This window comes from Mycobacterium sp. MFM001, assembly GCF_003402475.1.
Lineage (GTDB): Bacteria > Actinomycetota > Actinomycetes > Mycobacteriales > Mycobacteriaceae > Mycobacterium.
In genome coordinates this window covers 157,877-182,613 of sequence record NZ_BFAB01000005.1, presented here as the reverse complement: position 1 = coordinate 182,613, position 24,737 = coordinate 157,877, and the positions used below count along the sequence as shown (strand labels likewise).

The 24,737-nt window shown below is 67.6% G+C and carries 28 protein-coding genes; 24 read left to right on the top strand and 4 right to left on the bottom strand.

The genetic code is table 11. The features are described from left to right. Window positions 1-99: 99 nt before the first annotated feature. A complete protein-coding gene (locus tag MFM001_RS10820) occupies window positions 100-441 on the top strand; it encodes a WhiB family transcriptional regulator (RefSeq protein WP_116375424.1) in 342 nt (113 codons plus the stop codon). Between the two features lie 9 nt (window positions 442-450). On the opposite strand, the gene MFM001_RS10815 is transcribed toward MFM001_RS10820, so the two are convergent. Beyond that, the gene (locus MFM001_RS10815; protein WP_085168399.1) at window positions 451-873 is read right to left on the bottom strand and encodes a metallopeptidase family protein; all 423 of its coding nucleotides are present in this window, start codon (window positions 871-873) and stop codon (window positions 451-453) included. A 143-nt stretch (window positions 874-1,016) separates the two neighbouring features. Between MFM001_RS10815 and MFM001_RS10810 the strand changes: the two genes are divergently transcribed. From MFM001_RS10810 to ahcY, 11 genes are all read left to right on the top strand, one after another. Beyond that, on the top strand, window positions 1,017-1,442 hold the full coding sequence (locus MFM001_RS10810) for a DUF3499 domain-containing protein (protein WP_192886909.1): 426 nt from the start codon (window positions 1,017-1,019) through the stop codon (window positions 1,440-1,442). Window positions 1,443-1,521: 79 nt separating this feature from the next. After that, on the top strand, window positions 1,522-2,910 hold the full coding sequence (locus tag MFM001_RS10805; RefSeq protein ID WP_116375270.1) for a phosphomannomutase/phosphoglucomutase: 1,389 nt from the start codon (window positions 1,522-1,524) through the stop codon (window positions 2,908-2,910). Window positions 2,911-2,915: 5 nt separating this feature from the next. Further along, window positions 2,916-3,983: a TobH protein gene (locus tag MFM001_RS10800; protein ID WP_371685528.1), complete on the top strand. Its 1,068-nt coding sequence runs from the start codon at window positions 2,916-2,918 to the stop codon at window positions 3,981-3,983. Between the two features lie 9 nt (window positions 3,984-3,992). Further along, window positions 3,993-5,228 (top strand): mannose-6-phosphate isomerase, class I, encoded by a 1,236-nt coding sequence (manA, locus tag MFM001_RS10795; RefSeq protein WP_116375268.1) that lies wholly within the window; start codon window positions 3,993-3,995, stop codon window positions 5,226-5,228. Then, entirely contained in the window at window positions 5,225-6,145 is a 921-nt protein-coding gene (locus MFM001_RS10790) for a cation diffusion facilitator family transporter (protein ID WP_116375267.1), read from the top strand. Before manA ends, MFM001_RS10790 begins: the two co-directional genes overlap by 4 nt. Before the next feature lie 49 nt (window positions 6,146-6,194). Continuing rightward, window positions 6,195-7,688: an amino acid permease gene (locus MFM001_RS10785; protein WP_116375266.1), complete on the top strand. Its 1,494-nt coding sequence runs from the start codon at window positions 6,195-6,197 to the stop codon at window positions 7,686-7,688. A 105-nt stretch (window positions 7,689-7,793) separates the two neighbouring features. Then, window positions 7,794-9,005: an alkane 1-monooxygenase gene (locus MFM001_RS10780; protein ID WP_116375265.1), complete on the top strand. Its 1,212-nt coding sequence runs from the start codon at window positions 7,794-7,796 to the stop codon at window positions 9,003-9,005. Beyond that, entirely contained in the window at window positions 9,005-9,178 is a 174-nt protein-coding gene (locus MFM001_RS10775; RefSeq protein WP_116375264.1) for a rubredoxin, read from the top strand. Before MFM001_RS10780 ends, MFM001_RS10775 begins: the two co-directional genes overlap by 1 nt. Next, complete coding sequence (locus MFM001_RS10770; protein ID WP_083129926.1) at window positions 9,175-9,357, top strand: rubredoxin; 183 nt, start codon at window positions 9,175-9,177, stop codon at window positions 9,355-9,357. The genes MFM001_RS10775 and MFM001_RS10770 overlap by 4 nt, the downstream gene beginning before the upstream one ends. Before the next feature lie 107 nt (window positions 9,358-9,464). Continuing rightward, window positions 9,465-10,004: a TetR family transcriptional regulator gene (locus MFM001_RS10765; RefSeq protein ID WP_371685527.1), complete on the top strand. Its 540-nt coding sequence runs from the start codon at window positions 9,465-9,467 to the stop codon at window positions 10,002-10,004. Between the two features lie 77 nt (window positions 10,005-10,081). Next, window positions 10,082-11,554 carry an adenosylhomocysteinase gene (gene ahcY, locus MFM001_RS10760; RefSeq protein ID WP_116375263.1) on the top strand — a complete coding sequence of 491 codons (1,473 nt, stop codon included), beginning with the start codon at window positions 10,082-10,084 and terminating at the stop codon, window positions 11,552-11,554. Window positions 11,555-11,557: 3 nt separating this feature from the next. Here ahcY and sigC read toward each other — a convergent pair whose 3' ends face one another. Both sigC and MFM001_RS10750 read right to left on the bottom strand, forming a co-directional pair. Further along, window positions 11,558-12,112 (bottom strand): RNA polymerase sigma factor SigC, encoded by a 555-nt coding sequence (sigC, locus tag MFM001_RS10755; protein WP_116375262.1) that lies wholly within the window; start codon window positions 12,110-12,112, stop codon window positions 11,558-11,560. 42 nt (window positions 12,113-12,154) lie between these two features. Then, window positions 12,155-12,895, bottom strand: a complete 741-nt coding sequence (locus MFM001_RS10750) for a DUF2275 domain-containing protein (protein WP_160118006.1) — start codon at window positions 12,893-12,895, stop codon at window positions 12,155-12,157. Window positions 12,896-13,010: 115 nt separating this feature from the next. Between MFM001_RS10750 and MFM001_RS10745 the strand changes: the two genes are divergently transcribed. Genes MFM001_RS10745 through MFM001_RS10730 form a run of 4 tightly spaced genes read left to right on the top strand, consistent with a single transcriptional unit; the run spans window position 13,011 to window position 15,489 of the window. Then, window positions 13,011-13,322 carry a PE family protein gene (locus tag MFM001_RS10745; protein ID WP_116375260.1) on the top strand — a complete coding sequence of 104 codons (312 nt, stop codon included), beginning with the start codon at window positions 13,011-13,013 and terminating at the stop codon, window positions 13,320-13,322. Then, the gene (locus tag MFM001_RS10740) at window positions 13,319-14,902 is read left to right on the top strand and encodes a PPE family protein (RefSeq protein WP_116375259.1); all 1,584 of its coding nucleotides are present in this window, start codon (window positions 13,319-13,321) and stop codon (window positions 14,900-14,902) included. The genes MFM001_RS10745 and MFM001_RS10740 overlap by 4 nt, the downstream gene beginning before the upstream one ends. Before the next feature lie 3 nt (window positions 14,903-14,905). Then, a complete protein-coding gene (gene esxG / locus MFM001_RS10735) occupies window positions 14,906-15,202 on the top strand; it encodes a type VII secretion system protein EsxG (RefSeq protein ID WP_116375258.1) in 297 nt (98 codons plus the stop codon). Then, window positions 15,202-15,489, top strand: a complete 288-nt coding sequence (locus MFM001_RS10730) for a WXG100 family type VII secretion target (RefSeq protein WP_116375257.1) — start codon at window positions 15,202-15,204, stop codon at window positions 15,487-15,489. Before esxG ends, MFM001_RS10730 begins: the two co-directional genes overlap by 1 nt. Here MFM001_RS10730 and MFM001_RS10725 read toward each other — a convergent pair. Next, a complete protein-coding gene (locus MFM001_RS10725; protein WP_116375256.1) occupies window positions 15,486-15,785 on the bottom strand; it encodes a DUF732 domain-containing protein in 300 nt (99 codons plus the stop codon). The two genes, MFM001_RS10730 and MFM001_RS10725, sit on opposite strands and share 4 nt — an antisense overlap. Before the next feature lie 103 nt (window positions 15,786-15,888). On the opposite strand from MFM001_RS10725, the gene MFM001_RS10720 reads away from it, so the two are divergent. From MFM001_RS10720 to MFM001_RS10685, 8 genes are all read left to right on the top strand, one after another. Continuing rightward, on the top strand, window positions 15,889-16,521 hold the full coding sequence (locus MFM001_RS10720) for a dTMP kinase (protein WP_116375255.1): 633 nt from the start codon (window positions 15,889-15,891) through the stop codon (window positions 16,519-16,521). Between the two features lie 53 nt (window positions 16,522-16,574). Next, the gene (gene mtrA / locus MFM001_RS10715; protein ID WP_015354856.1) at window positions 16,575-17,261 is read left to right on the top strand and encodes a two-component system response regulator MtrA; all 687 of its coding nucleotides are present in this window, start codon (window positions 16,575-16,577) and stop codon (window positions 17,259-17,261) included. Next, a complete protein-coding gene (gene mtrB / locus MFM001_RS10710; protein WP_116375254.1) occupies window positions 17,258-18,916 on the top strand; it encodes an MtrAB system histidine kinase MtrB in 1,659 nt (552 codons plus the stop codon). The genes mtrA and mtrB overlap by 4 nt, the downstream gene beginning before the upstream one ends. Further along, a complete protein-coding gene (gene lpqB, locus MFM001_RS10705) occupies window positions 18,916-20,673 on the top strand; it encodes an MtrAB system accessory lipoprotein LpqB (protein ID WP_116375253.1) in 1,758 nt (585 codons plus the stop codon). The genes mtrB and lpqB overlap by 1 nt, the downstream gene beginning before the upstream one ends. A gap of 184 nt (window positions 20,674-20,857) precedes the next feature. Further along, window positions 20,858-21,160 carry a WXG100 family type VII secretion target gene (locus MFM001_RS10700; RefSeq protein ID WP_116375252.1) on the top strand — a complete coding sequence of 101 codons (303 nt, stop codon included), beginning with the start codon at window positions 20,858-20,860 and terminating at the stop codon, window positions 21,158-21,160. A 2-nt stretch (window positions 21,161-21,162) separates the two neighbouring features. After that, window positions 21,163-21,450, top strand: coding sequence for a WXG100 family type VII secretion target (locus tag MFM001_RS10695; protein ID WP_116375251.1), 288 nt, complete (start codon window positions 21,163-21,165; stop codon window positions 21,448-21,450). 6 nt (window positions 21,451-21,456) lie between these two features. Next, window positions 21,457-24,102: a hypothetical protein gene (locus MFM001_RS10690; RefSeq protein ID WP_116375250.1), complete on the top strand. Its 2,646-nt coding sequence runs from the start codon at window positions 21,457-21,459 to the stop codon at window positions 24,100-24,102. Window positions 24,103-24,117: 15 nt separating this feature from the next. Further along, on the top strand, window positions 24,118-24,381 hold the full coding sequence (locus MFM001_RS10685) for a hypothetical protein (protein ID WP_116375249.1): 264 nt from the start codon (window positions 24,118-24,120) through the stop codon (window positions 24,379-24,381). The last annotated feature ends 356 nt before the right edge of the window (window positions 24,382-24,737 follow it).

Here is a 24,737-nt window from a genome sequence, read left to right as displayed (position 1 = left end):
AATTGAGATGGCCGCACATCAAAACAGTGGGCGACATTCACGAATCAACGAAATCAGGTGAGGAGGCGGAGCATGTCCTATGAGCACCTACGGGGCCTGATGGGAAGCACACCGCACACCAATGCCGGCGCGGCGACGGCGGGGGCCGCAGCGCGACCCCACTTGAGTTTGGTGCCCAGCGCGCCCGAAGTGCCCGAAGTCTTTGAGCCGGCGCCGGTTACCGCCGACCAATGGCAAGACCGCGCGCTGTGCGCGCAGACCGATCCCGAGGCGTTCTTCCCCGAGAAGGGCGGCTCCACCCGCGAGGCCAAGAAGATTTGCTTGGGCTGCGAGGTGCGCACCGAGTGCCTGGAGTACGCGCTGGCGCACGACGAGCGGTTCGGCATCTGGGGCGGGCTTTCCGAGCGGGAGCGCCGTCGCCTCAAGCGCGGCATCATCTAGCCCGCCCCGCTAATCGTCATCGATCGTCGGGTCGATGACCGAAGGCTCGACGTCCAGATACGTGGCCACCTGAGCCACCAGAATCTCGTGCAGCAATTCGGCGAGTTCGACGGTGTCCTTCGCGCGCCGCTCGATCGGCTTGCGGAACAACACGATCCGCGCCCGCGTCGCATTGCCGCGAACATCCACCCCGGCGGGGATCAACCGGGCCAGCGCGATCGGCCCGTCAGCGATCACCTCCGGCGGCCACTGCACACTCTCGGGATCGCGGGCCGAGATCCGGGGGATCTCGTCGACGGCCACGTCCAGCCCGGACAACCGGTCAGCCCAGCGCTGCTCGATCGGCTCGTAGGCCTCCAGCACCGCCATGTCGAACCGCTCGGCGCGGCTGCGCCAGCCCGGCACCGTCGGCGGCAGCAGCGGGCCGCGCATGTCGCGGCCGCGCCGTGAAGCAGACCTGCGCCCGGAGCTGCGCGAATCGCTCACGCGCCGATGGTAACGGTTGGACATCGCAGCCCGGTCCAATGCGCGTGTCAGCCGATGCGACGGCGTTTGCGCACGATAGCCTCTCGATCGTGACTGTTCCGCGTCGCTGTTGTCGGCCCGGGTGCCCGCATTACGCGGTGGCGACGCTGACGTTCGTCTACTCCGACTCCACCGCGGTGATCGGCCCGCTCGCCACCGCCCGCGAGCCGCACTCCTGGGACCTCTGCGTCAGCCACGCCGGCCGCATCACCGCGCCGCGGGGCTGGGAGCTGGTCCGTCACGCCGGCCCGCTGCCCATGCCGTCCGACGACGACGACCTGATCGCGTTGGCCGAGGCGGTGCGGGAGGGCCGCGCCGCGGTACCGGACGCACCACCGGTCAACGGTTTTTCCGATCCGGGCGCCGCCCCGGCCCCCGCCCCGAGCGGCGCTGTGCTGACCCCGGCCGGGCAGCGCTCCGCCGGCACCGGGCGCCGCCGCGGCCATCTGCGGGTACTGCCCGACCCTGCCGACTAGACGCCTGCTTAGCTGTCAGCCGGTCTCCCCAAAACCGTTAGGCTGACCACCAAGAGTCTCGATAGTCAGGAGCTTTGTCATGTCTCGGCCCGCCGCGGCTGTCAACCGTGTGATCAAGGCTTATGACGTGCGAGGCGTCGTCGGTGACGAGATCGACGAGCCGTTTGTCGCCGACGTCGGCGCCGCGTTCGCGCGGCTGGTGCGTGGCGAGGGCGCCGGGCGGGTAGTCCTCGGCCACGACATGCGGGATAGTTCACCGGCGTTGGCCGCAGCCTTTGCGTCCGGGGTCACCGGGCAGGGGCTCGACGTGATCCGGATCGGTCTGGCCTCGACCGATCAGCTCTACTTCGCCTCGGGCCTCTTGGACTGCCCGGGCGCGATGTTCACCGCCAGCCACAACCCGGCCGCCTACAACGGAATCAAGATGTGCCGGGCCGGCGCCAAACCCGTCGGCGCCGACACCGGATTGGGCGCCATCCGCGACGACCTGGTCGCCGGCGTGCCGGGCTACGAAGGGCCGGCCGGCAGCATCGCCGACCAGGATGTGCTCGACGACTACGGCAAGTTCCTGCGCTCGCTGGTGGACCTGTCAAGCTTGCGCCCGCTGAAGGTGGCCGTCGACGCAGGCAACGGGATGGCCGGCCACACTGCCCCGGCAGTGCTCGGCGCGATCGAGTCGATCACGCTGGCGCCGTTGTACTTCGAGCTCGACGGCTCGTTTCCCAACCACGAGGCCAACCCGCTGGACCCGGCCAACCTGCAAGACCTGCAGGCCTATGTGCAGGAAAGCGGCGCCGATATCGGGCTGGCCTTCGACGGCGACGCCGACCGCTGCTTCGTGGTCGACGAGCGCGGCCGGCCGGTGTCGCCGTCGACGGTGACCGCCCTGGTCGCCGCCCGCGAGCTCAACCGCGAGATCGGCGCGACGGTGATCCACAACCTGATCACCTCCCGCGCCGTGCCGGAGCTGGTGGTCGAGCGCGGCGGCACACCGGTGCGCTCCCGCGTCGGGCACTCCTACATCAAGGCGCTGATGGCCGACACCGGCGCGATCTTCGGCGGCGAACACTCCGCGCACTACTACTTCCGCGATTTCTGGGGCGCCGACTCCGGGATGCTGGCCGCGCTGTACGTGCTGGCCGCGCTCGGCGAACAAGACCGGCCGCTCTCCGAGCTCACCGCCGACTACCAACGCTACGAATCCTCCGGCGAGATCAACTTCACCGTCGCCGACGCCGCCGCGGCCACCGAGGCGGTGCTGAAGTCGTTCGGCACCCGCATCCACTCCATCGACCACCTGGACGGCGTGACGGTGGACCTCGGCGACGGCAGCTGGTTCAACCTGCGCAGCTCCAACACCGAGCCGCTGCTGCGGCTCAACGTCGAAGCACGCTGCACCGAGGACGTCGACGCAGTGGTCCAACAAGTTGCCGCCGAAATCGCGGGGCTGACACAGGCAGTCACGTGAACGCCATCCACGCCACCATCGACATCGACGACACCGACGCCCTGATCGCCGCCGACCGCGACGGGCTGCTGCGGGCCGCGTCGACCGCGGGCGCGCAGGTACGGGCCACCGCCGCCGCATCCGAGGAGGGGGCGCTCGACCCCGTGCGCGGCGACACCCCGCGCACGGTGATCTGGGTGGCCGGCCGCGGCACCGCCGAGACCGCCGGCACCATGCTGGCCGCGACGCTGGGCGGCTCGGCCGCCGCGCCGATCGTGGTGGCCGCCGAGGCGCCGCCGTGGATCGGAGCGCTCGACGTGCTGATCGTCGCCGGCGACGACCCCGGCGATCCGGCGCTGGTCGGGGCCGCCGCCACCGGGGTACGCCGCGGGGCCCGCGTCGTCGTCGCGGCACCCTACGAAGGGCCGTTGCGCGACACCACCGCCGGGCGGGTCGCAGTGCTGGAGCCGCGGATGCGGGTCCCCGATGAGTTCGGCCTGGGCCGCTACCTGGCCGCCGGGCTGGCCGCGCTGCAAAGCGTGGACCCCAAGCTCGGTGCCGACTTGGGTGTGCTGGCCGACGAACTGGACGCCGAAGCACTGCGCAACAGCGCCGGACGCGAGGTGTTCACCAACCCGGCCAAGGCGCTGGCCGAACGGATCTCGGGGCGCAGCGTGGTGTTGGCCGGCGACTGCGGGGCGACGCTGGCGCTGGCCCGGCACGGCTCGTCGGTGTTGCTGCGGCTCGGCCACCAGGTGGTGGCGGCCACTGGTTTGGCCGACGCGCTGGTGGCGCTGCGCACGACGCCGTCGTTCGCCGATCCGGCGGATGCGCTGTTCCACGACGAGGCGATCGACGGACCGCTGCCCGAGCGGCTGCGGGTGCTCGCGCTGACGTTGGCGGCCGACCGGACCGTCGTCGCTGCGCGGGTTGCGCCGCTCGGCGACGTCGACATCGTCGGCGCCGAGGACGTGCCCGATGTGTCCGTCGGCGCCGCCGGCCAGGTCGGCGCGCAGCGCGCCGAGCAGCAACTGGCAATATTGGCCGTCCGACTGGAGATGGCCGCCGTTTATTTGCGACTGGTGCGGGGATAGACAACAGACGTGGAACTGCTACGCGGAGCGATACGGACGTACGCCTGGGGATCGCGTACGGCCATCGCCGAATTCACCGGGCGACCCGTCCCGGCCGCTCACCCCGAAGCCGAGCTCTGGTTCGGCGCGCATCCGGGCGACCCGGCGTGGCTGGAGGCCGCCGGCGGCGAAACCTCGTTGTTGGACGCCCTGCTCGCCGACCCCGACGGCCAGCTCGGTTCGGCGGCCCGCTCCCGATTCGGTGACGTGCTGCCGTTCCTGGTCAAGGTCCTCGCCGCCGACGAACCGCTGTCGCTGCAGGCGCACCCCAGCGCCGAGCAGGCCGCCGAAGGCTACCGGCGCGAGGAGCGACTCGGCATCCCGATCAACTCGCCGATCCGCAACTACCGCGACAGCAGCCACAAGCCCGAGCTGCTGGTGGCGCTGCAGCCGTTCGAGGCGCTGGCCGGGTTCCGTCCGGCCGCCCGCACCGTCGAATTGCTGCGCGCGCTGTCGGTCCCCGACCTGGAGCCATTCCTGCACCTGCTCAACGACCAGTCCGACGCCGACGGGCTGCGCGCGCTGTTCACCACCTGGATTACCGCTCCGCAGCCCGACATCGACGCGCTGATCCCGGCCGTGCTCGATGGCGCGATCAACTACATCACTTCCGGCGCAACGGAATTCGCGGCCGAAGCCAAGACCGTGCTGGAACTGGGCGAGCGCTACCCGGGCGACGCCGGGGTGCTGGCTGCGTTGTTGCTCAACCGCATCAGCCTGGCTCCCGGTGAGGCGATCTTCCTGGCGGCCGGCAACCTGCACACCTACCTGCGCGGCGTTGCCCTGGAGGTTATGGCCAACTCCGACAACGTGTTACGCGGCGGCCTGACCCCCAAGCACGTCGACGTGCCGGAGCTGCTGCGCGTGCTGGACTTCACGCCCACCACCGAGGACCAGCTGCGCCCGCCGACGCACCGCGAGGGGCTGGGGCTGGTCTACGACACCCCGACCGACGAATTCGCGGTGTGTGTGCTGACTCTCGACGGCGAGCACGTCGGCCACGAGGTCGACGCGCCGTCGCGGCACGGGTCCTCGCAAGGCCCGCAGATCCTGTTGTGCACCGAGGGCTGCACCACCGTGCACGGAAAATCCGGGACGCTGAAACTCGAACGCGGCGCCGCGGCGTGGGTGGCCGCCGACGACGGACCGATCCGGCTCGTCGCGCATCAGCCGACCACGTTGTTCCGCGCCACCGTGGGTCTGTGAGCGCCCCAAGCAGTACCCGCGCGATCCTGGCCGCGCTGGCCGCCAACGCCGGCATCGCCGCCGCGAAGTTCGTCGGGTTTGTTCTCACCGGCAGCTCGTCGATGCTCGCCGAAGCGGTGCACTCGGTGGCCGACACCTCCAATCAGGCCCTGTTGCTGTTCGGGCAGCGCGCGGCGCGCAAGGAGGCCGACGCGCTGCACCCGTTCGGCTACGGGCGCAGCCGCTACTTCTGGTCCTTCGTGGTGGCGCTGGTGTTGTTCACCCTCGGCGCGGTCTTCGCGCTCTACGAGGGCTACCACAAGATCGCCCACCCGGCCGAGCTGACGTCTCCGGTGGTGGCGCTGGTGATCCTGGTGGTGGCAATCACCTTGGAGGCGTTCAGTTTTCGCACGGCGGTGGTCGAGTCGCGGCCGCTGAAGGGCAGTGGCAGCTGGTGGCGGTTCATCCGCAACTCCCGCAATCCCGAGCTGCCGGTGGTGCTGCTCGAGGACACCGGTGCGCTGATCGGGCTGGCGTTCGCGCTCGTCGGCGTCGGCTTGACGACGGCCACCGGCAACCCGGTCTGGGATGGCGTCGGCACCATCGCCATCGGCCTGCTGCTCGGCGTCATCGCGACCATCCTGATGGTCGAGATGCACAGCCTGCTGATCGGGGAGAGCGCCACCGCGGCCGAAGCCGCCGCTATCCGGGCGGCCCTGGAAAACACAGAGCACGTCGACCGTCTGATCCATTTGCGCACGCAGTATCTCGGCCCCGACGAGATGCTGGTGGGCGCCAAGATCGCGGTGGGCCCGGAGGTCGAGCTGGCTACCGTGGCGGCCACTATCGACGCCGCCGAGGCCAACATCCGCGCGGCGGTGCCGGCCGCCCGGGTGATCTACCTCGAGCCCGACCTGGATCGGGCGCTGATTCGCTAGCCTCGCGTCGGCGCGCGTGTGCGCCCAGTAGTCGGTACTGTCCCGGTGCATGGCCGATCGATGGCGCATCAAATCCGTCGAGCAGTCGATTGCCGACACCGACGAACCGGATAGCCGGCTGCACAAAAACCTCAGCTGGTGGCACCTGACCGTGTTCGGCGTCTCGGTGGTGATCGGCGCCGGGATCTTCACGGTCACCGCCTCGACCGCGGGCAACATCACCGGCCCGGCCATCTGGATCTCGTTTCTGATCGCGGCGATCACCTGCGGGCTGGCCGCCGTGTGCTACGCGGAGTTCGCCTCGACGCTGCCGGTGGCGGGCAGCGCCTACACCTTCTCCTACGCCACCTTCGGCGAGTTTTTGGCGTGGGTGATCGGCTGGAACCTGGTGCTCGAGTTGGCCATCGGCGCGGCGGTGGTGGCCAAGGGCTGGTCCAGCTACCTGGACACCATGTTCGGAATCGCCAGGGGCACAATCACTCTCGGCTCATTCCAGCTCGACTGGGGGGCTTTGTTGATTGTCGCGCTGGTGGCGACGCTGCTGGCGCTGGGCACCAAGTTGTCGGCGCACTTTTCGGCCGTGGTCACCGCGATCAAGGTATCGGTGGTGGCGCTGGTGGTGGTCGTCGGCGCGTTTTACGTCAAGGCCGCCAACTACTCGCCGTTCATCCCGCCGCCGGAGGCCGATCACGCCGGCACCGGCGTCGACCAGTCGGTGCTCTCGCTGATGACCGGAGCGCACACCAGCCACTACGGCTGGTTCGGCGTGCTGGCGGGCGCGTCGATCGTGTTCTTCGCGTTCATCGGGTTCGACATCGTGGCCACCATGGCCGAGGAAACCAAGCACCCGCAGCGCGACGTGCCGCGCGGGATTCTGGCCACGCTGGGCATCGTCACCGTGCTCTACGTCGCCGTCTCGGTCGTGCTGTCCGGGATGGTGCCCTATACCGCGCTTCAGGACCGGCCCGGCGGCAAGCACGCCAACCTGGCCACCGCGTTCGCGGCGAACGGGGTGCACTGGGCGTCCGGCGTCATCTCGATCGGGGCGCTGGCCGGGCTGACCACGGTGGTGATGGTGCTGATGCTCGGCCAGTGCCGCGTGCTATTCGCGATGTCGCGCGACGGGCTGCTGCCGCGGGCGCTGGCGCAGACCAGTAGCCGCGGGACGCCGGTGCGGATCACCGTGCTGGTCGCGCTGCTGGTGGCCCTCGCGGCGTCGGTATTCCCGATGGCCAAGCTGGAGGAGATGGTCAACGTCGGAACGCTTTTCGCGTTCGTCCTGGTGTCCGCCGGAGTGGTCATCCTGCGCCGCACCCGCCCCGACCTGCCGCGCGGTTTCCGCGCGCCGTGGGTGCCGCTGCTGCCGATCGCCTCGGTGTGCGCGTGCCTGTGGCTGATGCTCAACCTGACCGGGGTGACGTGGATCCGGTTCGGCGTGTGGATGGTCGTCGGCGTCGCCATCTACTACGGCTACGGCCGCCGGCACTCGGTGTTGGCGGGCCGGCAGGCCGAGGAGCCGACCGCCGTCGACGTCGCTTCCTAACCGACGCCAGGTGCTTTACAAATAGCCATGAAATGTCTAGACAGGAGACGCAAAGCGCGGTATTGTCAACTCCAACGTGCTGTGACTCACAACGGAGGTTGCGACATGACCACCACGACAAGTCCCGACACGACGCTGTGGCGCGACAAGAAGCGCTACCTGTGGCTGCTCGGGCTGATCGCCCCGACGGCCCTGATGCTGATCCTGCCGATCGTGTGGGCAATGAATCAGGCCGGCTGGCACACCGCATCGCAGGTGCTGTTCTGGATCGGGCCGATCCTGGTGTATGTCGTGTTGCCGCTGCTCGACCTTCGCTACGGCCCGGACGGGCAAAACCCGCCCGACGAGGTGATGGAGCGGCTGGAGAACGACAAGTACTACCGCTACTGCACCTATATCTACATCCCGTTCCAATACGCCAGCGTCGTGCTGGGCGCCTACTTGTTCACCGCATCCGACCTGAGCTGGCTGGGCTTCGAGGGGTCGCTCAGCTGGCCGGCCAAGATCGGCCTGGCGCTGTCTGTCGGTGCGCTGGGGGGCATCGGCATCAACACCGCCCACGAAATGGGCCACAAGAAGGACACCCTGGAGCGCTGGCTGTCGAAGATCACCCTGGCTCAGACCTGCTACGGCCACTTCTACATCGAGCACAACCGGGGCCACCACGTGCGGGTGGCCACGCCGGAGGACCCGGCGTCGGCCCGGTTCGGTGAGACGTTTTGGGAGTTCTTCCCGCGCAGCGTCATTGGCAGCCTGCGCTCAGCATGGGGTCTGGAGGCGCAGCGGCTGCGCCGGCTGAACAAGAGCCCGTGGCACCCGTCGAACGACGTGCTCAACGCCTGGGCGATGTCGGTGGTGCTGTGGGCCGTGCTGATCGCCGTGTTCGGCCCGGCGCTGATCCCGTTCGTGATCATCCAGGCCGTCTACGGCTTCTCGCTGTTGGAGTCGGTGAACTACCTCGAGCACTACGGCCTGCTGCGGCAGAAAAACGCCAATGGCCGCTACGAGCGCTGCACGCCGCAGCACAGCTGGAACTCCGACCACATCGTGACCAACCTGTTCCTGTACCACTTGCAGCGGCACAGCGACCATCACGCCAACCCGACGCGCCGCTACCAGATACTGCGCAGCATGGACGGCGCACCGAACCTGCCCAGCGGATACGCGTCGCTGATCGGGCTGACCTACCTTCCGCCGCTGTGGCGCAAGGTGATGGACCACCGGGTGCTGGCCCACTACGACGGCGACATCACCCGGGCCAACATTCACCCGCGTGTCCGCAGCCAGGTGCTGGCCCGCTACGGGGCGGTGGCGTGATGCCGTCGTACCGCTGCCCGGGGTGCGGGTACATCTACGACGAGGCCAAAGGCGCTGCGAGGGAAGGCTTTCCGGCCGGCACACCGTGGGACCAGATTCCCGACGACTGGTGCTGCCCGGACTGCGCGGTCCGCGAGAAGATCGATTTCGAACCGATAGGAGCGAACGCATGACCGACTACAAGCTGTTCGTGTGTGTGCAGTGCGGTTTCGAGTACGACGAGGCCAAGGGCTGGCCCGAAGACGGCATCGCGCCCGGCACCCGCTGGGACGACATCCCCGACGACTGGAGTTGCCCGGACTGCGGCGCAGCCAAGTCCGACTTCGAGATGGTAGAAGTCGCACGTTCTTGACGGCTAGTCTCGCGCATGTGGCAGCGGCAGATGGTACGGGCAGGCCCGTACGAGTCTCCTACGCCGAGGCGTCGCGGGTCCTGTTGCGCGATTCGGTGCTCGACGCGATGCGCGAGCTGCTGCTGGCCCGTGACTGGTCGGCGATCACGCTGGCCGACGTGGCCCGCGCCGCCGGCATCAGCCGGCAGACCATTTACAACGAGTTCGGCTCCCGGCAAGGCCTGGCGCAGGGCTACGCGCTGCGGCTGGCCGACCGGCTGGTGGACGCCGTCGACGACGCCGTCTACTCCAATGTCGGCGAAGTCTACGCCGCGTTCCTGCAGGGCTTCCGGATGTTCTTCACCGAGTCGGCCGCCGACCCGCTGGTGATCTCACTGCTCACCGGTGTCGCCAAACCCGACCTGCTGCAGATCATTACCACCGACAGCGGGCCGATCATCACTCATTGCGCGGAGCGGTTGGCCAACACGTTCCAGCACAGCTGGGTCAAGGCCAGCGACGACGACGCCGGCATCATCGCGCGCGCGATCGTGCGGCTGGCGATGAGCTATGTGTCGATGCCGCCGGAGGCCGACCACGACGTCGCCGCCGACCTGGCACGCCTGCTTACCCCCGCCGTCGAACGCTACGGTGTGATCGAGTCCTGAGCCGGTCGCACGCCAGCGGCACCGAGGACTAATGTGTATGCGAGCTAACTAGTTGACCGATGAGGAGTGCGCCCGAGATGACGACCACCGAGAACGCCCTGAGCACCGACGTGCGCAACGGCATCGAATACAAGGTCGCCGACCTGTCGCTGGCGGACTTCGGCCGCAAGGAGATCCGCCTGGCCGAGCACGAGATGCCGGGCCTGATGTCGCTGCGGCGCGAGTACGCCGAGGTGCAGCCGCTGAAGGGGGCGCGGATCTCCGGGTCGCTGCACATGACCGTACAGACCGCGGTGCTGATCGAGACGCTGACCTCGCTGGGTGCCGAGGTCCGCTGGGCGTCGTGCAACATCTTCTCCACCCAGGACCACGCCGCCGCCGCGGTGGTGGTCGGCCCGCACGGCACCCCGGAGGAGCCCAAGGGCACCTCGGTGTTCGCGTGGAAGGGTGAGACGCTCGAGGAGTACTGGTGGGCCGCCGAGCAGGCGCTGACCTGGCCGGGCGAGCCGGCGAACATGATCCTCGACGACGGCGGCGACGCCACCATGATGGTGCTGCGCGGCATGCAGTACGAGAAGGCCGGTGTGGTGCCGCCCGCCGAGGAGGACGACTCCGCCGAGTGGAAGATTTTCCTGAACCGGCTGCGCGAGGGCTTCGAGAGCGACAAGACCAAGTGGACCAAGATCGCCGAGTCGGTCAAGGGCGTCACCGAGGAGACCACTACCGGTGTGCTGCGGCTCTACCAGTTCGCCGCGGCCGGTGATCTGGCGTTCCCCGCGATCAACGTCAACGACTCGGTGACCAAGTCCAAGTTCGACAACAAGTACGGCTGCCGGCACTCGCTGATCGACGGCATCAACCGCGGCACCGACGTGCTGATCGGCGGCAAGAAGGCGCTGGTCTGCGGCTACGGCGACGTCGGCAAGGGCTGCGCGGAATCGCTGGCCGGCCAGGGCGCGCGAGTGACCGTCACCGAGATCGACCCGATCAACGCGCTGCAGGCGCTGATGGAGGGCTACGACGTCAAGACCGTCGAGGAGGCGATCGGCGAGGCCGACATCGTCGTCACCGCGACCGGCAACAAGGACATCATCACGCTCGAGCACATGAAGGCGATGAAGGACCAGGCGATCCTAGGCAACATCGGCCACTTCGACAACGAGATCGACATGGCGGCGCTCGAGCGGTCCGGCGCGACGAAGATGAACGTCAAGCCGCAGGTGGACGTGTGGACCTTCGGCGACACCGGCCGCTCGATCATCGTGCTCTCCGAGGGCCGGCTACTGAACCTCGGCAACGCCACCGGCCACCCGTCGTTCGTGATGAGCAACAGCTTCTCCAACCAGGTGATCGCCCAGATCGAGCTGTGGACCAAGAACGACGAGTACGACAACGAGGTGTACCGGCTGCCCAAGCACCTCGACGAGAAGGTGGCCCGCATCCACGTCACCGCGCTCGGCGGCCAGCTGACCAAGCTGACCAAGGACCAGGCCGAGTACATCGGAGTCGACGTCGAGGGCCCCTACAAGCCCGATCACTACCGCTACTGAGCGTTAGCCCGTCGCCTCGTCGGGGTCCAGGCCGGCCAGCAGCGCACCGCGGGCGCGGGCGACGCGAGACCGGATGGTGCCCACCGGGCAGCCGCACACGGCTGCCGCGTCGGCGTAGGACAGCCCCAGCAGCTGGGTGAGCAGCAGCGCCTCGCGCTGGTCGGCGGTGAGGTTGGCGATCATCGTCGTGACCTCGACGACGTCTTCGAATCCGCGGGTGGGCCGCTCGCGGTTGAGTAGCTGTTCGGGGTCGGCGCCGTGCGCGGTGCGCGGCCGAGCCCGGACGTGGCGCACGTGGTCGGCGACGACACGGCGCGCGATGGCCAGCAGCCAGGTCCGGGCGCTGGACCGTCCAGAGAATCGCCGGATGGCGCCGATGGCCCGCAGAAACGTCTCCTGGGTCAGATCGTCGGCGTGGGACCCGTCGGACAGGTAGGCCACAAACCGCCACACGTCCTGCTGGGTGGCTTTGATGAACGTCTCGAGCGCCCCGGCGTCGCCGCGCGCAGCGGCGAGGGCGTGTGCGGTAACGGCGTCGTCGTCGCTACGCGCGGCCATGGGCACCCACCCTAATACGACGCTCTGTCGTAGACCGCACGGCTAGGCGGCGGAGCGGTTGACGGGCCACAGATGGCCGCGGCGCCGAGCGGCCGGAGCGCTGGCGGTGAGCACCAGCTCGGTTGTCTGGGCGCCGCCGTCGGCCTCCGGTTTGGACGACCCGACCCGTTCGCGGGCCACCAGCAACGCGAAGGCCAGTCCGATCAGCATCGGCAGGTGACTGGCGATGCGCGCCGCGGTGACCTGTCCGGTGCAGGCGTCGACGGCCACATAGCCGAACAGCGCGATCGCAAACGCGCCGGCGATCGCCGCGACGCCGACGGCCGCCGCGGTCCAGATGCCGGCGGCAATCATCGCCACGCCCAAGGCCAGGAACCATGCCGTGGACTCGTGCAGCAGGTGTGCCCCGGTCGCAGCGCCATGCATGTGGTGGGACACCAAACCGAAGTCGATGCCCGCGATTTGGGCCAACGCCACCGCGACCTGCACCAGGCCCACGACGATCAGCCCGCAGCGCCGGTAGTCCGACACCAGATCCCGCAGCCAACGGCGATACGGCGGCAGCGGCGCGACGCCGGCGCTCGTCATGATCTGGTCGACCAGGTCCGGTGCGCGGCCCACCTCGACCGAGGACAGCCTGCGGGTCTGCACCGCCACTCCGATCAGCCAGGCACGGCACTCGTGACACGAACCCAGATGGGCGTCGACCCGTTGGGCCGGCACGTGCGCAGCCTCACCATCCAACCTCGCCGACAGCGCTTCGCGCGCAACCTCACACCGCATCGCTGTATCGTCGCGCATTCCTCTGCCCGAGCACAAAGGAACCCCCGAAGGAACTAATTCGCGTCGCGCGCCGACCACTTGTAGGTACGCACGATCGATCCCGAAAGAGGTGTCCGTGTCCCTGCGAGTTGTTCCCGAGGGCCTGACCGCGGCCGGTGCTGCGGTGGAAGCGTTGACAGCGCGGCTTGCTGCTGCGGAGGCCGGTGCGGCCCCGCTGATTTCGGCGGTGGTTCCGCCCGCCGTCGACCCGGTGTCGCTGCAGACGGCGGCGGGATTCAGCGCGTCCGGTAACGAGCATGGCGTCGCGGCCGCGCAGGGCGTGACGGAGCTGGGCCGCTCCGGTGCCGGCGTCGGCCAGGCCGCCGCCGGCTACGCGACGGGTGACGCCGCTGCCGCGTCGTCGTACCTGGTTGCCGGCGGCCTATGACGGCGCCAATCTGGATGGCCTTCCCGCCGGAGGTGCACTCGACGCTGCTGAGCAGCGGTCCGGGGCCGGGGTCGCTGTTGACGGCCGCCGGGGCGTGGTCCTCGTTGAGCGCCGAATACGCTTCGGCCGCAGACGAACTCACCGCGGTGCTGGCCGGCGCGCAGGCGGCGTGGGAAGGCCCGACCGCGGAAAAGTATGTGGCGGCGCACGGCCCGTACCTGACCTGGCTGCTGGACAGTGCCGAGAAGAGCACGGTCGCGGCAACTCTGCACCAGACCGCCGCCGGCGCCTATACCACCGCGCTGGCCGCCATGCCCACGCTGGGCGAGCTCGCCGCCAACCACGCTGTTCACGCTACGTTGGTGGCGACCAACTTCTTCGGGATCAACACCATCCCGATCGCGCTGAACGAAGCCGACTACGTTCGGATGTGGGTTCAAGCGGCTACCACGATGAGCACCTATCAGGCCGTCGCGGGATCGGCTCTGGCCGGCGTCCCGCCGACTGTGCCGGCGCCGCAGATCGTCGCACCGGGCGGCGAAACCACCTCTGCGACAACGCAATCGGCAGCCATGGCCCCGGCCTCGCAATCCGGTTCGCAGCTCAACAGCGCGGACACCTCGGCCACGCAACAGGCGGCGACCAGTGGTTCGTCGTGGCAGGACCAGCTTGCGCAGCTGATAACCAACTACAACATGGGGTTCGCGGATCCCCTGGCCAAGCTGTTCTTCCCCAATGGGTATCCCGTCGACCCGATGGGATTCGTCAACACGATTTTGCCGTTCTTCTCACAAATCCCCGGAATCTCACCAGTCCTTGCCTCCGCGCTCGCCTGGTTCGTCTTCCATAATTTGATGCTCGTTCTTGCCCTCGCACAGACGGCCCCGGTATTGCTGATGGCCGCTTTTCCGGCGGTGGCCGGCGCCGCTACCGCGGGGCTGGCGGGACTGGCGGGCCTGGCCGGAGTCCCAGGCGTCGCCGGCGTCGCGGTCCCTCCGGCAGCGGACATGCCGGGGGCCGCGGCCATCCCGGCGCCAATGGGATCCGCGCCGGCGTTTTCGACGGCGACCGGTGTCGAAACCAGCGCGAGCAACGCCCCGACGACGTCGAGCGCGACGACCAGTTCGGCCATGCCGAGCGGTGGGGGACCGGCCGGTGGTGGCCCGGAAGTCGGCTTCGGCCCGACCACGGGAATGACCGAAGGCTTTTACGCGGTGAGCGCGGCGGGATTGTCGGCCCAAAGCAGTGCCAGCAGTCGTGCGCGTCGGGGGACCAAGGAGTCGTCGTCGGAGGACATCGACGCTGCGGCGCCCGCAGCCGCGTCGGCTCGCGAGCAGGCGCGGGCCCGGCGGCGCCGGGCAGCGGCGATGGATCGCGGCCACCGCTACGAATACATGGACTACGAGCCGACCGTGGCCTCGGGGCAGGGTGCGGGTTCGTTGGGTTTTGCGGGGACGGTGCGTAGCGATGCCGCGGAGCGGGCGGCGGGGTTGGCGACGCTGGAGGGTGATGAGTTCGGTGCTGGCCCAAGGGTTCCCATGGTGCCGGGCAGCTGGGTGGTTGACGAGGAAAGGAAGTAAGTAATGAGTATGTTGGATGCCCATATTCCGCAGTTGGTGGCGTCGCAGTCGGCGTTTGCGGCTAAGGCGGGGTTGATGCGCTCGACGATCGGTCAGGCCGAGCAGGAGGCGCTCTCGGCGCAGGCGTTTCATGTCGGGGAGTCTGCGGCGGCGTTTCAGGCCGCCCATGCCCGGTTTGTGGAGGTGGCGGCGAAGGTGAATGCGCTGCTGGATATTGCGCAGGCCAATTTGGGTGATGCGGCGGGCACGTATGTGGCCTCTGATGCCGCGGCCGCGTCGACGTACACGGGAGGTTTCTGATGTCGCAGATTATGTACAACTACCCGGCGATGCTGGCCCATGCCGGGGACATGGCCTCTTATGCGGCCACGATGCAGGGGTTGGGGGCCGATATCGCCAGTGAGCAGGCGGCGTTGTCGGCGGCGTGGCAGGGCGATACCGGGATGACGTATCAGGCGTGGCAGGCGCAGTGGAATCAGGCGATGGCCGATCTGGTGCGGGCCTATCACGCGATGGCGGGCACGCACGAGACCAACACGGTGTCGATGCTGGCCCGCGACCAAGCCGAAGCCGCCAAATGGGGCTAGCCCGGACAGAGGTGTGTAGTCGCGTCGGCGATGATCCGATTGGCTTGGGCGGCGGAGTAGGGCGCATTGCCGGCGCGCACGATCGTATTGGCGACATCGTCGGGTGAGAGCCCACTGCCGAGGCCGCGGCATATTTCGTTGCCCATCGCTATCGCGTAGCCGCGGTTGGTGAATCCGATGCCGTCGCGGTTGAGCGCGTTGATGTAGCTGTTCTCATCGGCGGCAGCGAACGGCGCGGTGCCGATGGCGGTGACCGCGAGGACACCGCCGAGAACCGCGGCGAGCTGTTTGCGCATTGTGTGCCTCTTTGCGGGAATTGGGGTCTCCGAGTGTAGTGAGCTCCGAGTCGACGAGTCAGCAAATGCACAAATCGTCGGACGACGCGGATAAGCTCGCGCCGTGTTGATCGCGATCGAAGGCGTCGACGGCGCCGGCAAACGGACGCTGTCGAACGGTCTGCGCGCAGCCTTCGAGGCGGCCGGCAAGTCGGTGGCCGCGTGCGCGTTCCCGCGCTACGGCCAGTCGGTGGCCGCCGACGTCGCGCACGAGGCGCTGCACGGGCAGCACGGCGACCTCGCCTCGTCGGTGTATGCGATGGCGATGCTGTTTGCGCTGGATCGCGCCGGCGCCGTCGAGCACATCCAGGAGCTGTGCCGCGGCCACGACGTCGTCATCCTGGACCGCTACGTGGCATCCAACGCCGCCTACAGCGCGGCCCGTCTGCACCAGAACGCCGACGGGGAAGTGGCGGGCTGGGTACATGACATGGAATACCGGCGGTTGGGCCTGCCGATGCCGGATTGGCAAGTGCTGCTTGGGGTTTCGGCAGAATTAGCCGGCCAACGCGCCCGGCAGCGGGCCAGCCAGGAAGCCGGCCGCCAGCGCGACTCTTACGAACGCGACGACGACCTGCAGCGTCGAACTGGCGCGGTATACGCCGGCTTGGCCGCCGCCGAGTGGGGCGGGCGCTGGCTGGTGGTGGACGCCGACGTCGACCCCGCTGAGCTTGCTGCCCGGCTGGGTGCCCGCTGAACTGGAAGAAACACGGGTGTGGGAACTGAGTTTTGTCGCGAACTGGTGACACCATGGACACCATGAGGCAAAGGATTCTCGTCGTCGACGACGACGCTTCGCTGGCCGAGATGCTCACCATCGTGCTGCGCGGCGAAGGTTTCGACACCGCGGTCATCGGTGACGGCACCCAGGCGCTCACCGCAGTGCGCGAGCTGCGTCCCGATCTGGTGCTGCTGGACCTGATGCTGCCAGGCATGAACGGCATCGACGTGTGCCGGGTGCTGCGCGCGGACTCCGGCGTGCCGATCGTCATGCTCACCGCCAAGACCGACACCGTCGACGTGGTGCTCGGCCTGGAGTCGGGCGCCGACGACTACATCATGAAGCCGTTCAAACCCAAGGAGCTGGTGGCCCGGGTGCGGGCACGGCTGCGCCGCAACGACGACGAGCCGGCCGAGATGCTGTCCATCGCCGACGTCGACATCGACGTGCCCGCGCACAAGGTGACCCGCAACGGCGAGCAGATCTCGCTGACACCGCTGGAATTCGACCTGCTGGTGGCGCTGGCACGCAAACCACGCCAGGTGTTTACTCGTGATGTGCTGCTCGAACAGGTGTGGGGATACCGTCACCCTGCGGACACCCGCTTGGTGAACGTGCATGTCCAGCGTCTGCGGGCCAAGGTCGAAAAAGACCCGGAGAACCCGACCGTTGTCCTGACCGTTCGAGGAGTGGGATACAAGGCCGGACCCCCGTGATTTGGGGCTCGCGGCGACGCATTCGCGGTCGTTGGGGCCTATCTGGCCCACTGATGCGGGGCATGAGTGCGTTGAGTCGAGCCGTAGCCGTCGCCTGGCGCCGTTCGCTGCAACTGCGGGTGGTGGCACTGACTCTCGGAATGTCCCTCGCCGTCATCTTGGCGCTCGGCTTCGTGCTGACCAGCCAGGTCACCAACCGGGTGCTCGACGTGAAGGTCCGCGCGGCCATCGAGCAGATCGAGCGGGCCCGCACCACGGTCAGCGGCATCGTCAGCGGCGAGGAGGCGCGCTCGCTGGACTCCAGCCTGCAGCTGGCCCGCAACACGTTGACGTCGAAAACCGACCCGACGTCCGGCGCCGGGACGGCCGGCGCGTTCGACGCGGTGCTGGTGGTGCCGGGCTACGGTCCCCGGCCCGCGGCCGCCGCCGGGCCCGTCGACCAACTGCCCGGCGCCCTGCGCGAATTCGTCAAGGCCGGGCAGGTGGCCTACCAATACGCAACCGTGCACACCGAGGGCTTCTCCGGCCCGGCGCTGGTGATCGGCAGCCCGGCGTCGTCGCGGGTGACCAACCTGGAGCTGTACCTGATCTTCCCGTTGGCCAACGAGCAAAGCACGATCGCGCTGGTGCGCGGCACCATGACCACCGGCGGCGTGGTGCTGTTGGTGCTGCTGGCCGGGATTGCGCTGTTGGTCTCCCGTCAGGTGGTGGTGCCGGTGCGGGCCGCCGCGCGAACCGCTGAACGCTTCGCCGAAGGGCACTTATCGGAGCGGATGCCGGTGCGCGGTGAGGACGACATGGCCCGGCTGGCGGTGTCGTTCAACGACATGGCCGAAAGCCTGTCGCGCCAGATCGCGCAACTGGAGGAGTTCGGTAACCTGCAGCGCCGGTTCACTTCCGACGTCAGCCACGAGTTGCGCACACCGCTGACCACGGTGCGCATGGCGGCCGATCTGATCTATGACCACAGCGAGGACCTCGATCCCGCGCTGCGACGTTCCACCGAGTTGATGGTCAACGAGCTGGACCGGTTCGAGACCCTGCTCAACGATCTGCTGGAGATCTCCCGCCACGACGCCGGCGTGGCCGAATTGTCCGTCGAGGCAGTCGATTTGCGTTCGACGGTCAACAGCGCGCTGGGCAACGTCGGCCACCTGGCCGAGGACGCCGGCGTCAAGCTGATCGTCGACATGCCGCCCGAGGAAGTGATCGCCGAGGTCGACTCCCGCCGCGTCGAGCGCATCCTGCGCAACCTGATCGCCAACGCGATCGACCACGCGGAGCGCAAGCCGGTGCGGATCCGGATGGCCGCCGACGAAGACACCGTCGCAGTTACGGTGCGCGACTACGGAGTTGGGCTGCGACCGGGCGAGGAGAAGCTGGTGTTCAGCCGGTTCTGGCGCTCCGACCCGTCTCGGGTGCGCCGATCCGGCGGGACCGGACTGGGTTTGGCGATCAGTGTCGAGGACGCACGGCTGCACCAGGGCCGGCTCGAGGCGTGGGGCGAACCCGGCAAGGGCGCCTGCTTCCGGCTGACGCTCCCGCTGGTGCGCGGGCACAAGGTCACCACCAGCCCGCTGCCGATGAGACCGATTGACCGCGACCGCAACGAGCGTCAGGTCCGCCAGCGCGAGCATGCCGAAAGGGGCGCGTGATGCGGCGGCTTGCCGCACTGCTGTTCGCGGTGGGCGTGTTGGCGGGCTGTGCCGGTGTGCCCAGCTCGTCGGCGCCGCAGGCCATCGGCACCGTCGAGCGACCTGCGCCGTCGAACCTGCCCAAGCCCACGCCGGGCATGGACCCCGATCTGCTACTGCGTGAATTCCTCAAGGCCACAGCCGATCCCGCGAACCGGCACCTGGCCGCCCGGCAGTTCCTTACCCAAAAGGCATCCAACGGCTGGGACGACGCCGGTAGCGCGTTGCTGATCGACCACGTGGTGTTCGTGGAAACCCGTGGCACTGACCGGGTTTCGGTATCCATGCGAGCCGACATTCTCGGTTCGCTGTCGGATATGGGGGTGTTCGAGACCGCCGAGGGCGTGCTGCCCGATCCCGGTCCGATCGAGTTGGTCAAGACGCCCGGCGGCTGGCGCATCGACCGACTGCCCAACGGAGTGTTCTTGGACTGGCAGCAATTCCAGGCCACGTACAAGCGCAACACGCTGTACTTCGCCGACCCGACGGGCAAGACCCTTGTTCCCGATCCGCGCTACGTCGCGGTGTCCGATCCGGACCAGCTAGCCACCGAGCTGGTTTCCAAGCTGATCGCCGGCCCGCGTCCGGAGATCAGTAAAGCAGTGCACAACATGCTCGGTCCGCCGGTCCGGCTGCGTGGGCCGGTGACTCGCGCCGACGGTGGGAAAACCGGTGTGGGCCGGGGTTACGGCGGGGCCCGCATCGAGTTGGAGACGCCGGCAGTCGTCGACCCGCATAGCCGGCAACTTCTTGCGGCGCAGGTCATTTGGACATTGGCGCGCGCAGACATCAAGGGCCCGTACGTGATCGACGCCGACGGCGCCGCACTGGACGACCGGTTCGCCGACGGGTGGAAGACCTCCGACGTGGCCGCCACCGATCCGGGGGTGGACGAAGGGGCGGCGGCCGGTGTGCACGCGTTGGTCGGCGGGGCCATGGTGTCGTTGGACGGGCAGCGCTCTACCCCGGTGGCAGGGGCATTCGGCAGGCCGACGAATCAGAGCGCGGCGGCGCTGTCCCGCAACGGGCACCGGGCAGCGTCGGTGGTGACGCTGCGACCGGGTGCGCCCGATGTGGAGGCGTCGTTGTGGATCGGCGATTTGGGCGGCGAGGCGGTGCAAGCCGCTGACGGACATAGCCTTTCGCGGCCCAGCTGGTCGCTGGACGACGCGGTGTGGGTGGTGGCCGACGGCAACAACGTGCTGCGGGCGATTCAGGAGACGGCGTCGGGGCAGCCGGCGCGCATGCCGGTGGATTCGGCCGCGGTGTCCAGCCGCTTCCCCGGCGCGATCACTGAGCTGCAGCTCTCTCGCGACGGGACACGGGCGGCGATGGTCATCGAAGGGCAGGTGATTCTCGCCAGTATCGAGCAGACGCAAGCCGGCCAGTTCGCGCTGACCTTTCCGCGGCGGCTCGGCTTCGGTCTGGGTTCGTCGGTGGTGTCGCTGTCCTGGCGCACCGGTGACGACCTGGCGGTCAGCCGCACCGACGCGCAGCATCCGGTGTCGTATGTGAACCTCGACGGAGTGAATTCCGATGCGCCGAGCGGCAATTTGCAGCTTCCGGTGACGACGATCGCGGCCAACCCGTCGACGGTCTACGTCGCCGATCCGCGCGGGGTGTTACAGCTGTCGGGCTCCGGCGCTGAAGGTCCGCAGGGCTGGTTGGGCGTCGCGCCGTTCATGGTGGGCGGCGCGGTGCCCGTGCTGCCGGGTTAGGTTGGCCCGTCACCGGCCCGCCGAGTGTGCAGTTATGACACGGAAAATTGCAAAAAGCGTGCATTAAGTCCCCACTCGTGGCGGATCGTGAGGTCTCGAGACCGGGCTGACATGCGAAATTGGTGTCACTTGGGGTTCCGCGGGTGGGGTAGCGTTTTATGGTCGTTCGTTCAGGGGAGGTGCGATGTCCGAGTTGCGGGTGACCCCGGAGCAGTTGACGCACGCCTCTGCGGAGTTCGGCGCGGTGGCGCAGGAGTTGCGTGCGGGTCTGGGGTCCATCGACGACGAAGTCGGCAAGTTGTTGGGTGGCTCCTGGACCGGCGAGGCGTCGTCGTCGTACAACGCGGTCTGGCGTGAATGGCATGAGGGCGCGACAAAGGTCTTGCAGGGACTGACGACGATGTCGGCCTTGTTGGCCGATGCTGCGTCGCGGTATTCGCAGACCGATCAGGCGGGCGCCGCGGGCATCGACGGGGCGGGGGTGTAGCCGTGAGTGCGTTCCGGGTGGATCCGGCGGCGTTGTTGGCGGCCGCGGACCGGATGTCGGAGTTCGAGCAGCATATGGAAGACAAGCTGGCACACGTGACGGCCGCGGAACGGTCGTTGGGTGTTGCATGGGACGGCACCGGCGGGCAAGCCCAGGCCGCCGCGCAGCAGCGATGGTCCGAAGGGGCGCAGGAGATGCGCCAGGCGTTGGCCGATCTGCGTCGTATCGCCGTCGGTGCGCACGAGAATTACCACGGCGCAATGCAAACGAATATCCGCAACTGGGGCTGACCCCTCGTGGGTGGCTATGAGGTCGATCCGGTCCGGCTTGCCGGCGACGGGAAGAACCTCGCGGAAAAGGGCGACGCCTTGGCGGCCGCCGTGCAGGCGCTGGAGTCGGCGTTGTCGTCGTCGGGCCAAATGTGTGGCGACGATCCTGCCGGCAAGGCGTTCGCGCTGAGCTATCGCCAAGGTGGGCAGGCGTTGTTTTCGGCGGCTGAGGCCGCGGTGAACGCTTGTCGCAAGATCGGGTACGGCATCGAGGTCTCGGCGTCGAACTATGCCCACAGTGAGGCGGCCTCGACCGTCGGGGGAGCCGAGCCGTCGGTGCCACCACCGGGTGAGCCGCCGAAGTTCTCGGGCCCGACGATGCCGAATCCGTTCGGACCTGCGGTCGGCGAACCGATGTTGTGGGCGGTGGTCCGACAGTTCGTGGGCAGTCCATGGCCGGATGGCAACCCGGCGACGTTGCGGGCCGCGGCAGCAGCTTGGCGCACGTTCGGCTCGGCAGTGACGGGCATGACCGAGGCGGTCGCGGCGTGCTCTGCCGACTTGTCGGGCCACGACATCCCAGAGCTGTCAATGATCACCGATGCGGTGACGAAAATGAGTTCGGGTGTGGGCGGCTTCGGCAAGCAATGCGAATCGATTGCGTCGTCCTTGGATTCCTTTGCGGGCGAGGTGGAGTCGTCACAGAACGCGATCCGCGACTTGTTGCACAAGCTGAGCCCGTCGGGAATGGCCCAAGAGGTGGTCGGCTTCTTCACTGGGCACAATCCGATGGACGACATCAAGCAGATCGCCAACGACATCAAGGAGGTCCTGCACACCCTCAATCGCGAGGCCGACAGCGTTTCGACGCTGTTTCAGGACGCCATGAACGAACTCGACAATCTGACAACAGAATTCGAGAACTGGGCCCGCAAAGAGTTCACCCACTACCTGGGCAATACCGTGGGCAACGCCGTGGCGAACGAATTTACCGCCGGCTTGGACTTCAGCGAAGGTGGCGTCAAGAGCGTTATCGGGACCGTCGGCAGCCTGGAGGATTTGGCTACCCACCCGAAAGACCTCGCAAAGCTCTTGGCCATGGGCAACCCCGCAACAGCAGTCAACGCGTTTGCGGAGCAAGCGATGCAATTTGCCCATGACCCTAAAGGCTTCCTCGACCAGAAGCTCGACGTGGCCAAGGGCATGGTCGACGCGAAGGACTGGACCAGCGATCATCCGATGCGGGGGGCGGGATACGTCGGCGGCACTATCGCGCAGTTGTTGATTCCCGGTGCTGGGGAAGCCAAGGCCGGCGCGGAGGGTGCCAAGGCCGCCGACGAAGCGGCACAAGCGGCTCGGGCCGAAAGCCAAGCGGCACGCGCCAGTGAGGGAATCCTCGGTGCAGGAGCGGAATCCGGTGTCGCCGCAAAGGGTTCCAGCATCGCTCGCGATCTCAACTCGATCGAGGTCAAGCCCAGCGAAGTCGCAGCCCCCGCTCCGCCCGGGCGACCACCCGAACCGGGACCGTCGGTAAGGCCGGCCGAGCCGGCTCCGGCCCCGGCACCGGGAGCAGGAGCTGGGAGCGGGTCCGGTGCGGGGCGACCACCGATCGATGCCCCTTCGGCTCCCCATCCGGGTGGCGGCGAGCCGGGCGGCATCCACGAACCGGCGCCGACGCCAGCTGTCGAGCACCCAGCGCCCGGACCCGCCACCCCCGGTGGAGGCGTGCACGAACCTGCGCCGGTGGCAGCAGCCGACCACACCGCGCCTGCAGGCGCCGCGCCCGGCGGTGGTGTTCACGAACCCGCGCCGGTGGGTTCTGCTGCGGCGGCTGGTGAGCACGCACCGTCCGCCGGCATCCAGACGCCTAGCATGCCCGTGACTGCTGATGCATCCGCGGGCCAACCGACGTTGGCAAGCGCGCATGCCCCTGAGGCTGCTCCGATGTCTCCGGCCCACGAGCCGATTCCGGACTCATATCCGGGCGGGGCTCATTCACCCGAACCACCACCGCACGACCCCGGCGGGCCGGGCGGCGGTGACGGCCATGGCACCGGTGGTGGTGATGGCAGCGGCCATGGCGGGCCGGATCATCACAGCCCTGGTGAAGGATCCGGACATGACGGCTCACGCGGACCCGATAATGGCACACCCGCCGATCATGATGGACCGCACACGGATGACGTGTCACCCAATGGCTTGACCGACGAAAAACGTGATGAGATCCTGGCAATGGAGAAGGGTGATCGCCCTGATCCGTCCGATTATTTATCGCCTGAATACATTCAGAACCATCTAGAAAAATTTCACGATGGCGCAGCTCGATTCATGCCCGAGACGAATCTTGACAAATGGGGAATCGCCCAGCGCGATGGAACCTCGTTCGTGATGCCAAAAAGTGAGGCAGACGCCCTGATGGATGCGACTCAAGGTGACCCGCGCGCACTCGAGAAAGCACTTGGGCTGCCTGACGGATTTCTTGAGTCGAAAAAGCTCGTCAGGATCGATATAGCCCAGCCGCAAGAGTTCAATCTGCGCATCCCGTCCGGCAACGAAGCGGGCGCAAACGAACAGTGGCTTCCCGGCGGTTTATTGCCGGATGGTGCGTCAGAAGCTGTTATCGATGGCGGAAGGATACCCGACGGTGGTTATACTCGCACAGATATTAATTAGTAGGAGAAGGCCCTCATGAAGTTCGACGACACATTTTTCTCCAAGGAAGACCGGTACTCACTAGGTATCGAGTCGACGTCTGGTCGCTATTACGCATCGATACCTGTCAGCAACGGTATTGTCGATTATGAAGAGTATTACCAAATCTCCCCCGAGCAGTATCGTATTTTTCTAGATGACAAAACCGCCGCAATTGAATTTGTGGAAGCGTGTCGTCGCCACGAACACGATGAACTTCTCTTGCAACAGCCAGGGAGCAATCGCGGTACGCCGGTATAGTATTACCGGCGACAATTTGCCGCAGTATGGTACAGAGAGCATTCATAACATGGCTAACCGCGATGAATCGCGTTGTATCCGGTACCTCGTGGAAACGGCGATGCTGGGCTCGGCGCGGGCCATATTCGGGATAGTTTCTTGATCACCAATGATCCTGACGACGGAAATCTACATCGTCAAAAGCTTCGGAGAGTGTTGACCTGCCTATTGTCGTTTGTGTTCGGGGGTCGGACATAATCAGCATAATCAGTCTACTGCCGGCGCCGTACGAAGCATCGGTCTGTCGATCGTCGCGGTGAGCGAAGCGCCAGCGAGAAAAGGAGTGCGGTGGGCGAATCGGGGCACGTACGCGTGAT

What these genes read in the sequence shown, in the direction of transcription:
- MFM001_RS10820 (WP_116375424.1), top strand. Translation starts at nt 100, where the DNA reads ATGGGAAGCACACCGCACACCAATGCCGGCGCGGCGACGGCGGGGGCC.
- MFM001_RS10815 (WP_085168399.1), bottom strand. Translation starts at nt 873, where the DNA reads ATGCGCGGCCCGCTGCTGCCGCCGACGGTGCCGGGCTGGCGCAGCCGC.
- MFM001_RS10805 (WP_116375270.1), top strand. Translation starts at nt 1,522, where the DNA reads ATGTCTCGGCCCGCCGCGGCTGTCAACCGTGTGATCAAGGCTTATGAC.
- MFM001_RS10785 (WP_116375266.1), top strand. Translation starts at nt 6,195, where the DNA reads ATGGCCGATCGATGGCGCATCAAATCCGTCGAGCAGTCGATTGCCGAC.
- MFM001_RS10780 (WP_116375265.1), top strand. Translation starts at nt 7,794, where the DNA reads ATGACCACCACGACAAGTCCCGACACGACGCTGTGGCGCGACAAGAAG.
- MFM001_RS10775 (WP_116375264.1), top strand. Translation starts at nt 9,005, where the DNA reads ATGCCGTCGTACCGCTGCCCGGGGTGCGGGTACATCTACGACGAGGCC.
- MFM001_RS10770 (WP_083129926.1), top strand. Translation starts at nt 9,175, where the DNA reads ATGACCGACTACAAGCTGTTCGTGTGTGTGCAGTGCGGTTTCGAGTAC.
- MFM001_RS10765 (WP_371685527.1), top strand. Translation starts at nt 9,465, where the DNA reads ATGCGCGAGCTGCTGCTGGCCCGTGACTGGTCGGCGATCACGCTGGCC.
- ahcY (WP_116375263.1), top strand. Translation starts at nt 10,082, where the DNA reads ATGACGACCACCGAGAACGCCCTGAGCACCGACGTGCGCAACGGCATC.
- sigC (WP_116375262.1), bottom strand. Translation starts at nt 12,112, where the DNA reads ATGGCCGCGCGTAGCGACGACGACGCCGTTACCGCACACGCCCTCGCC.
- MFM001_RS10750 (WP_160118006.1), bottom strand. Translation starts at nt 12,895, where the DNA reads ATGCGGTGTGAGGTTGCGCGCGAAGCGCTGTCGGCGAGGTTGGATGGT.
- MFM001_RS10740 (WP_116375259.1), top strand. Translation starts at nt 13,319, where the DNA reads ATGACGGCGCCAATCTGGATGGCCTTCCCGCCGGAGGTGCACTCGACG.
- esxG (WP_116375258.1), top strand. Translation starts at nt 14,906, where the DNA reads ATGAGTATGTTGGATGCCCATATTCCGCAGTTGGTGGCGTCGCAGTCG.
- MFM001_RS10730 (WP_116375257.1), top strand. Translation starts at nt 15,202, where the DNA reads ATGTCGCAGATTATGTACAACTACCCGGCGATGCTGGCCCATGCCGGG.
- MFM001_RS10725 (WP_116375256.1), bottom strand. Translation starts at nt 15,785, where the DNA reads ATGCGCAAACAGCTCGCCGCGGTTCTCGGCGGTGTCCTCGCGGTCACC.
- mtrA (WP_015354856.1), top strand. Translation starts at nt 16,575, where the DNA reads ATGGACACCATGAGGCAAAGGATTCTCGTCGTCGACGACGACGCTTCG.
- lpqB (WP_116375253.1), top strand. Translation starts at nt 18,916, where the DNA reads ATGCGGCGGCTTGCCGCACTGCTGTTCGCGGTGGGCGTGTTGGCGGGC.
- MFM001_RS10700 (WP_116375252.1), top strand. Translation starts at nt 20,858, where the DNA reads ATGTCCGAGTTGCGGGTGACCCCGGAGCAGTTGACGCACGCCTCTGCG.
- MFM001_RS10685 (WP_116375249.1), top strand. Translation starts at nt 24,118, where the DNA reads ATGAAGTTCGACGACACATTTTTCTCCAAGGAAGACCGGTACTCACTA.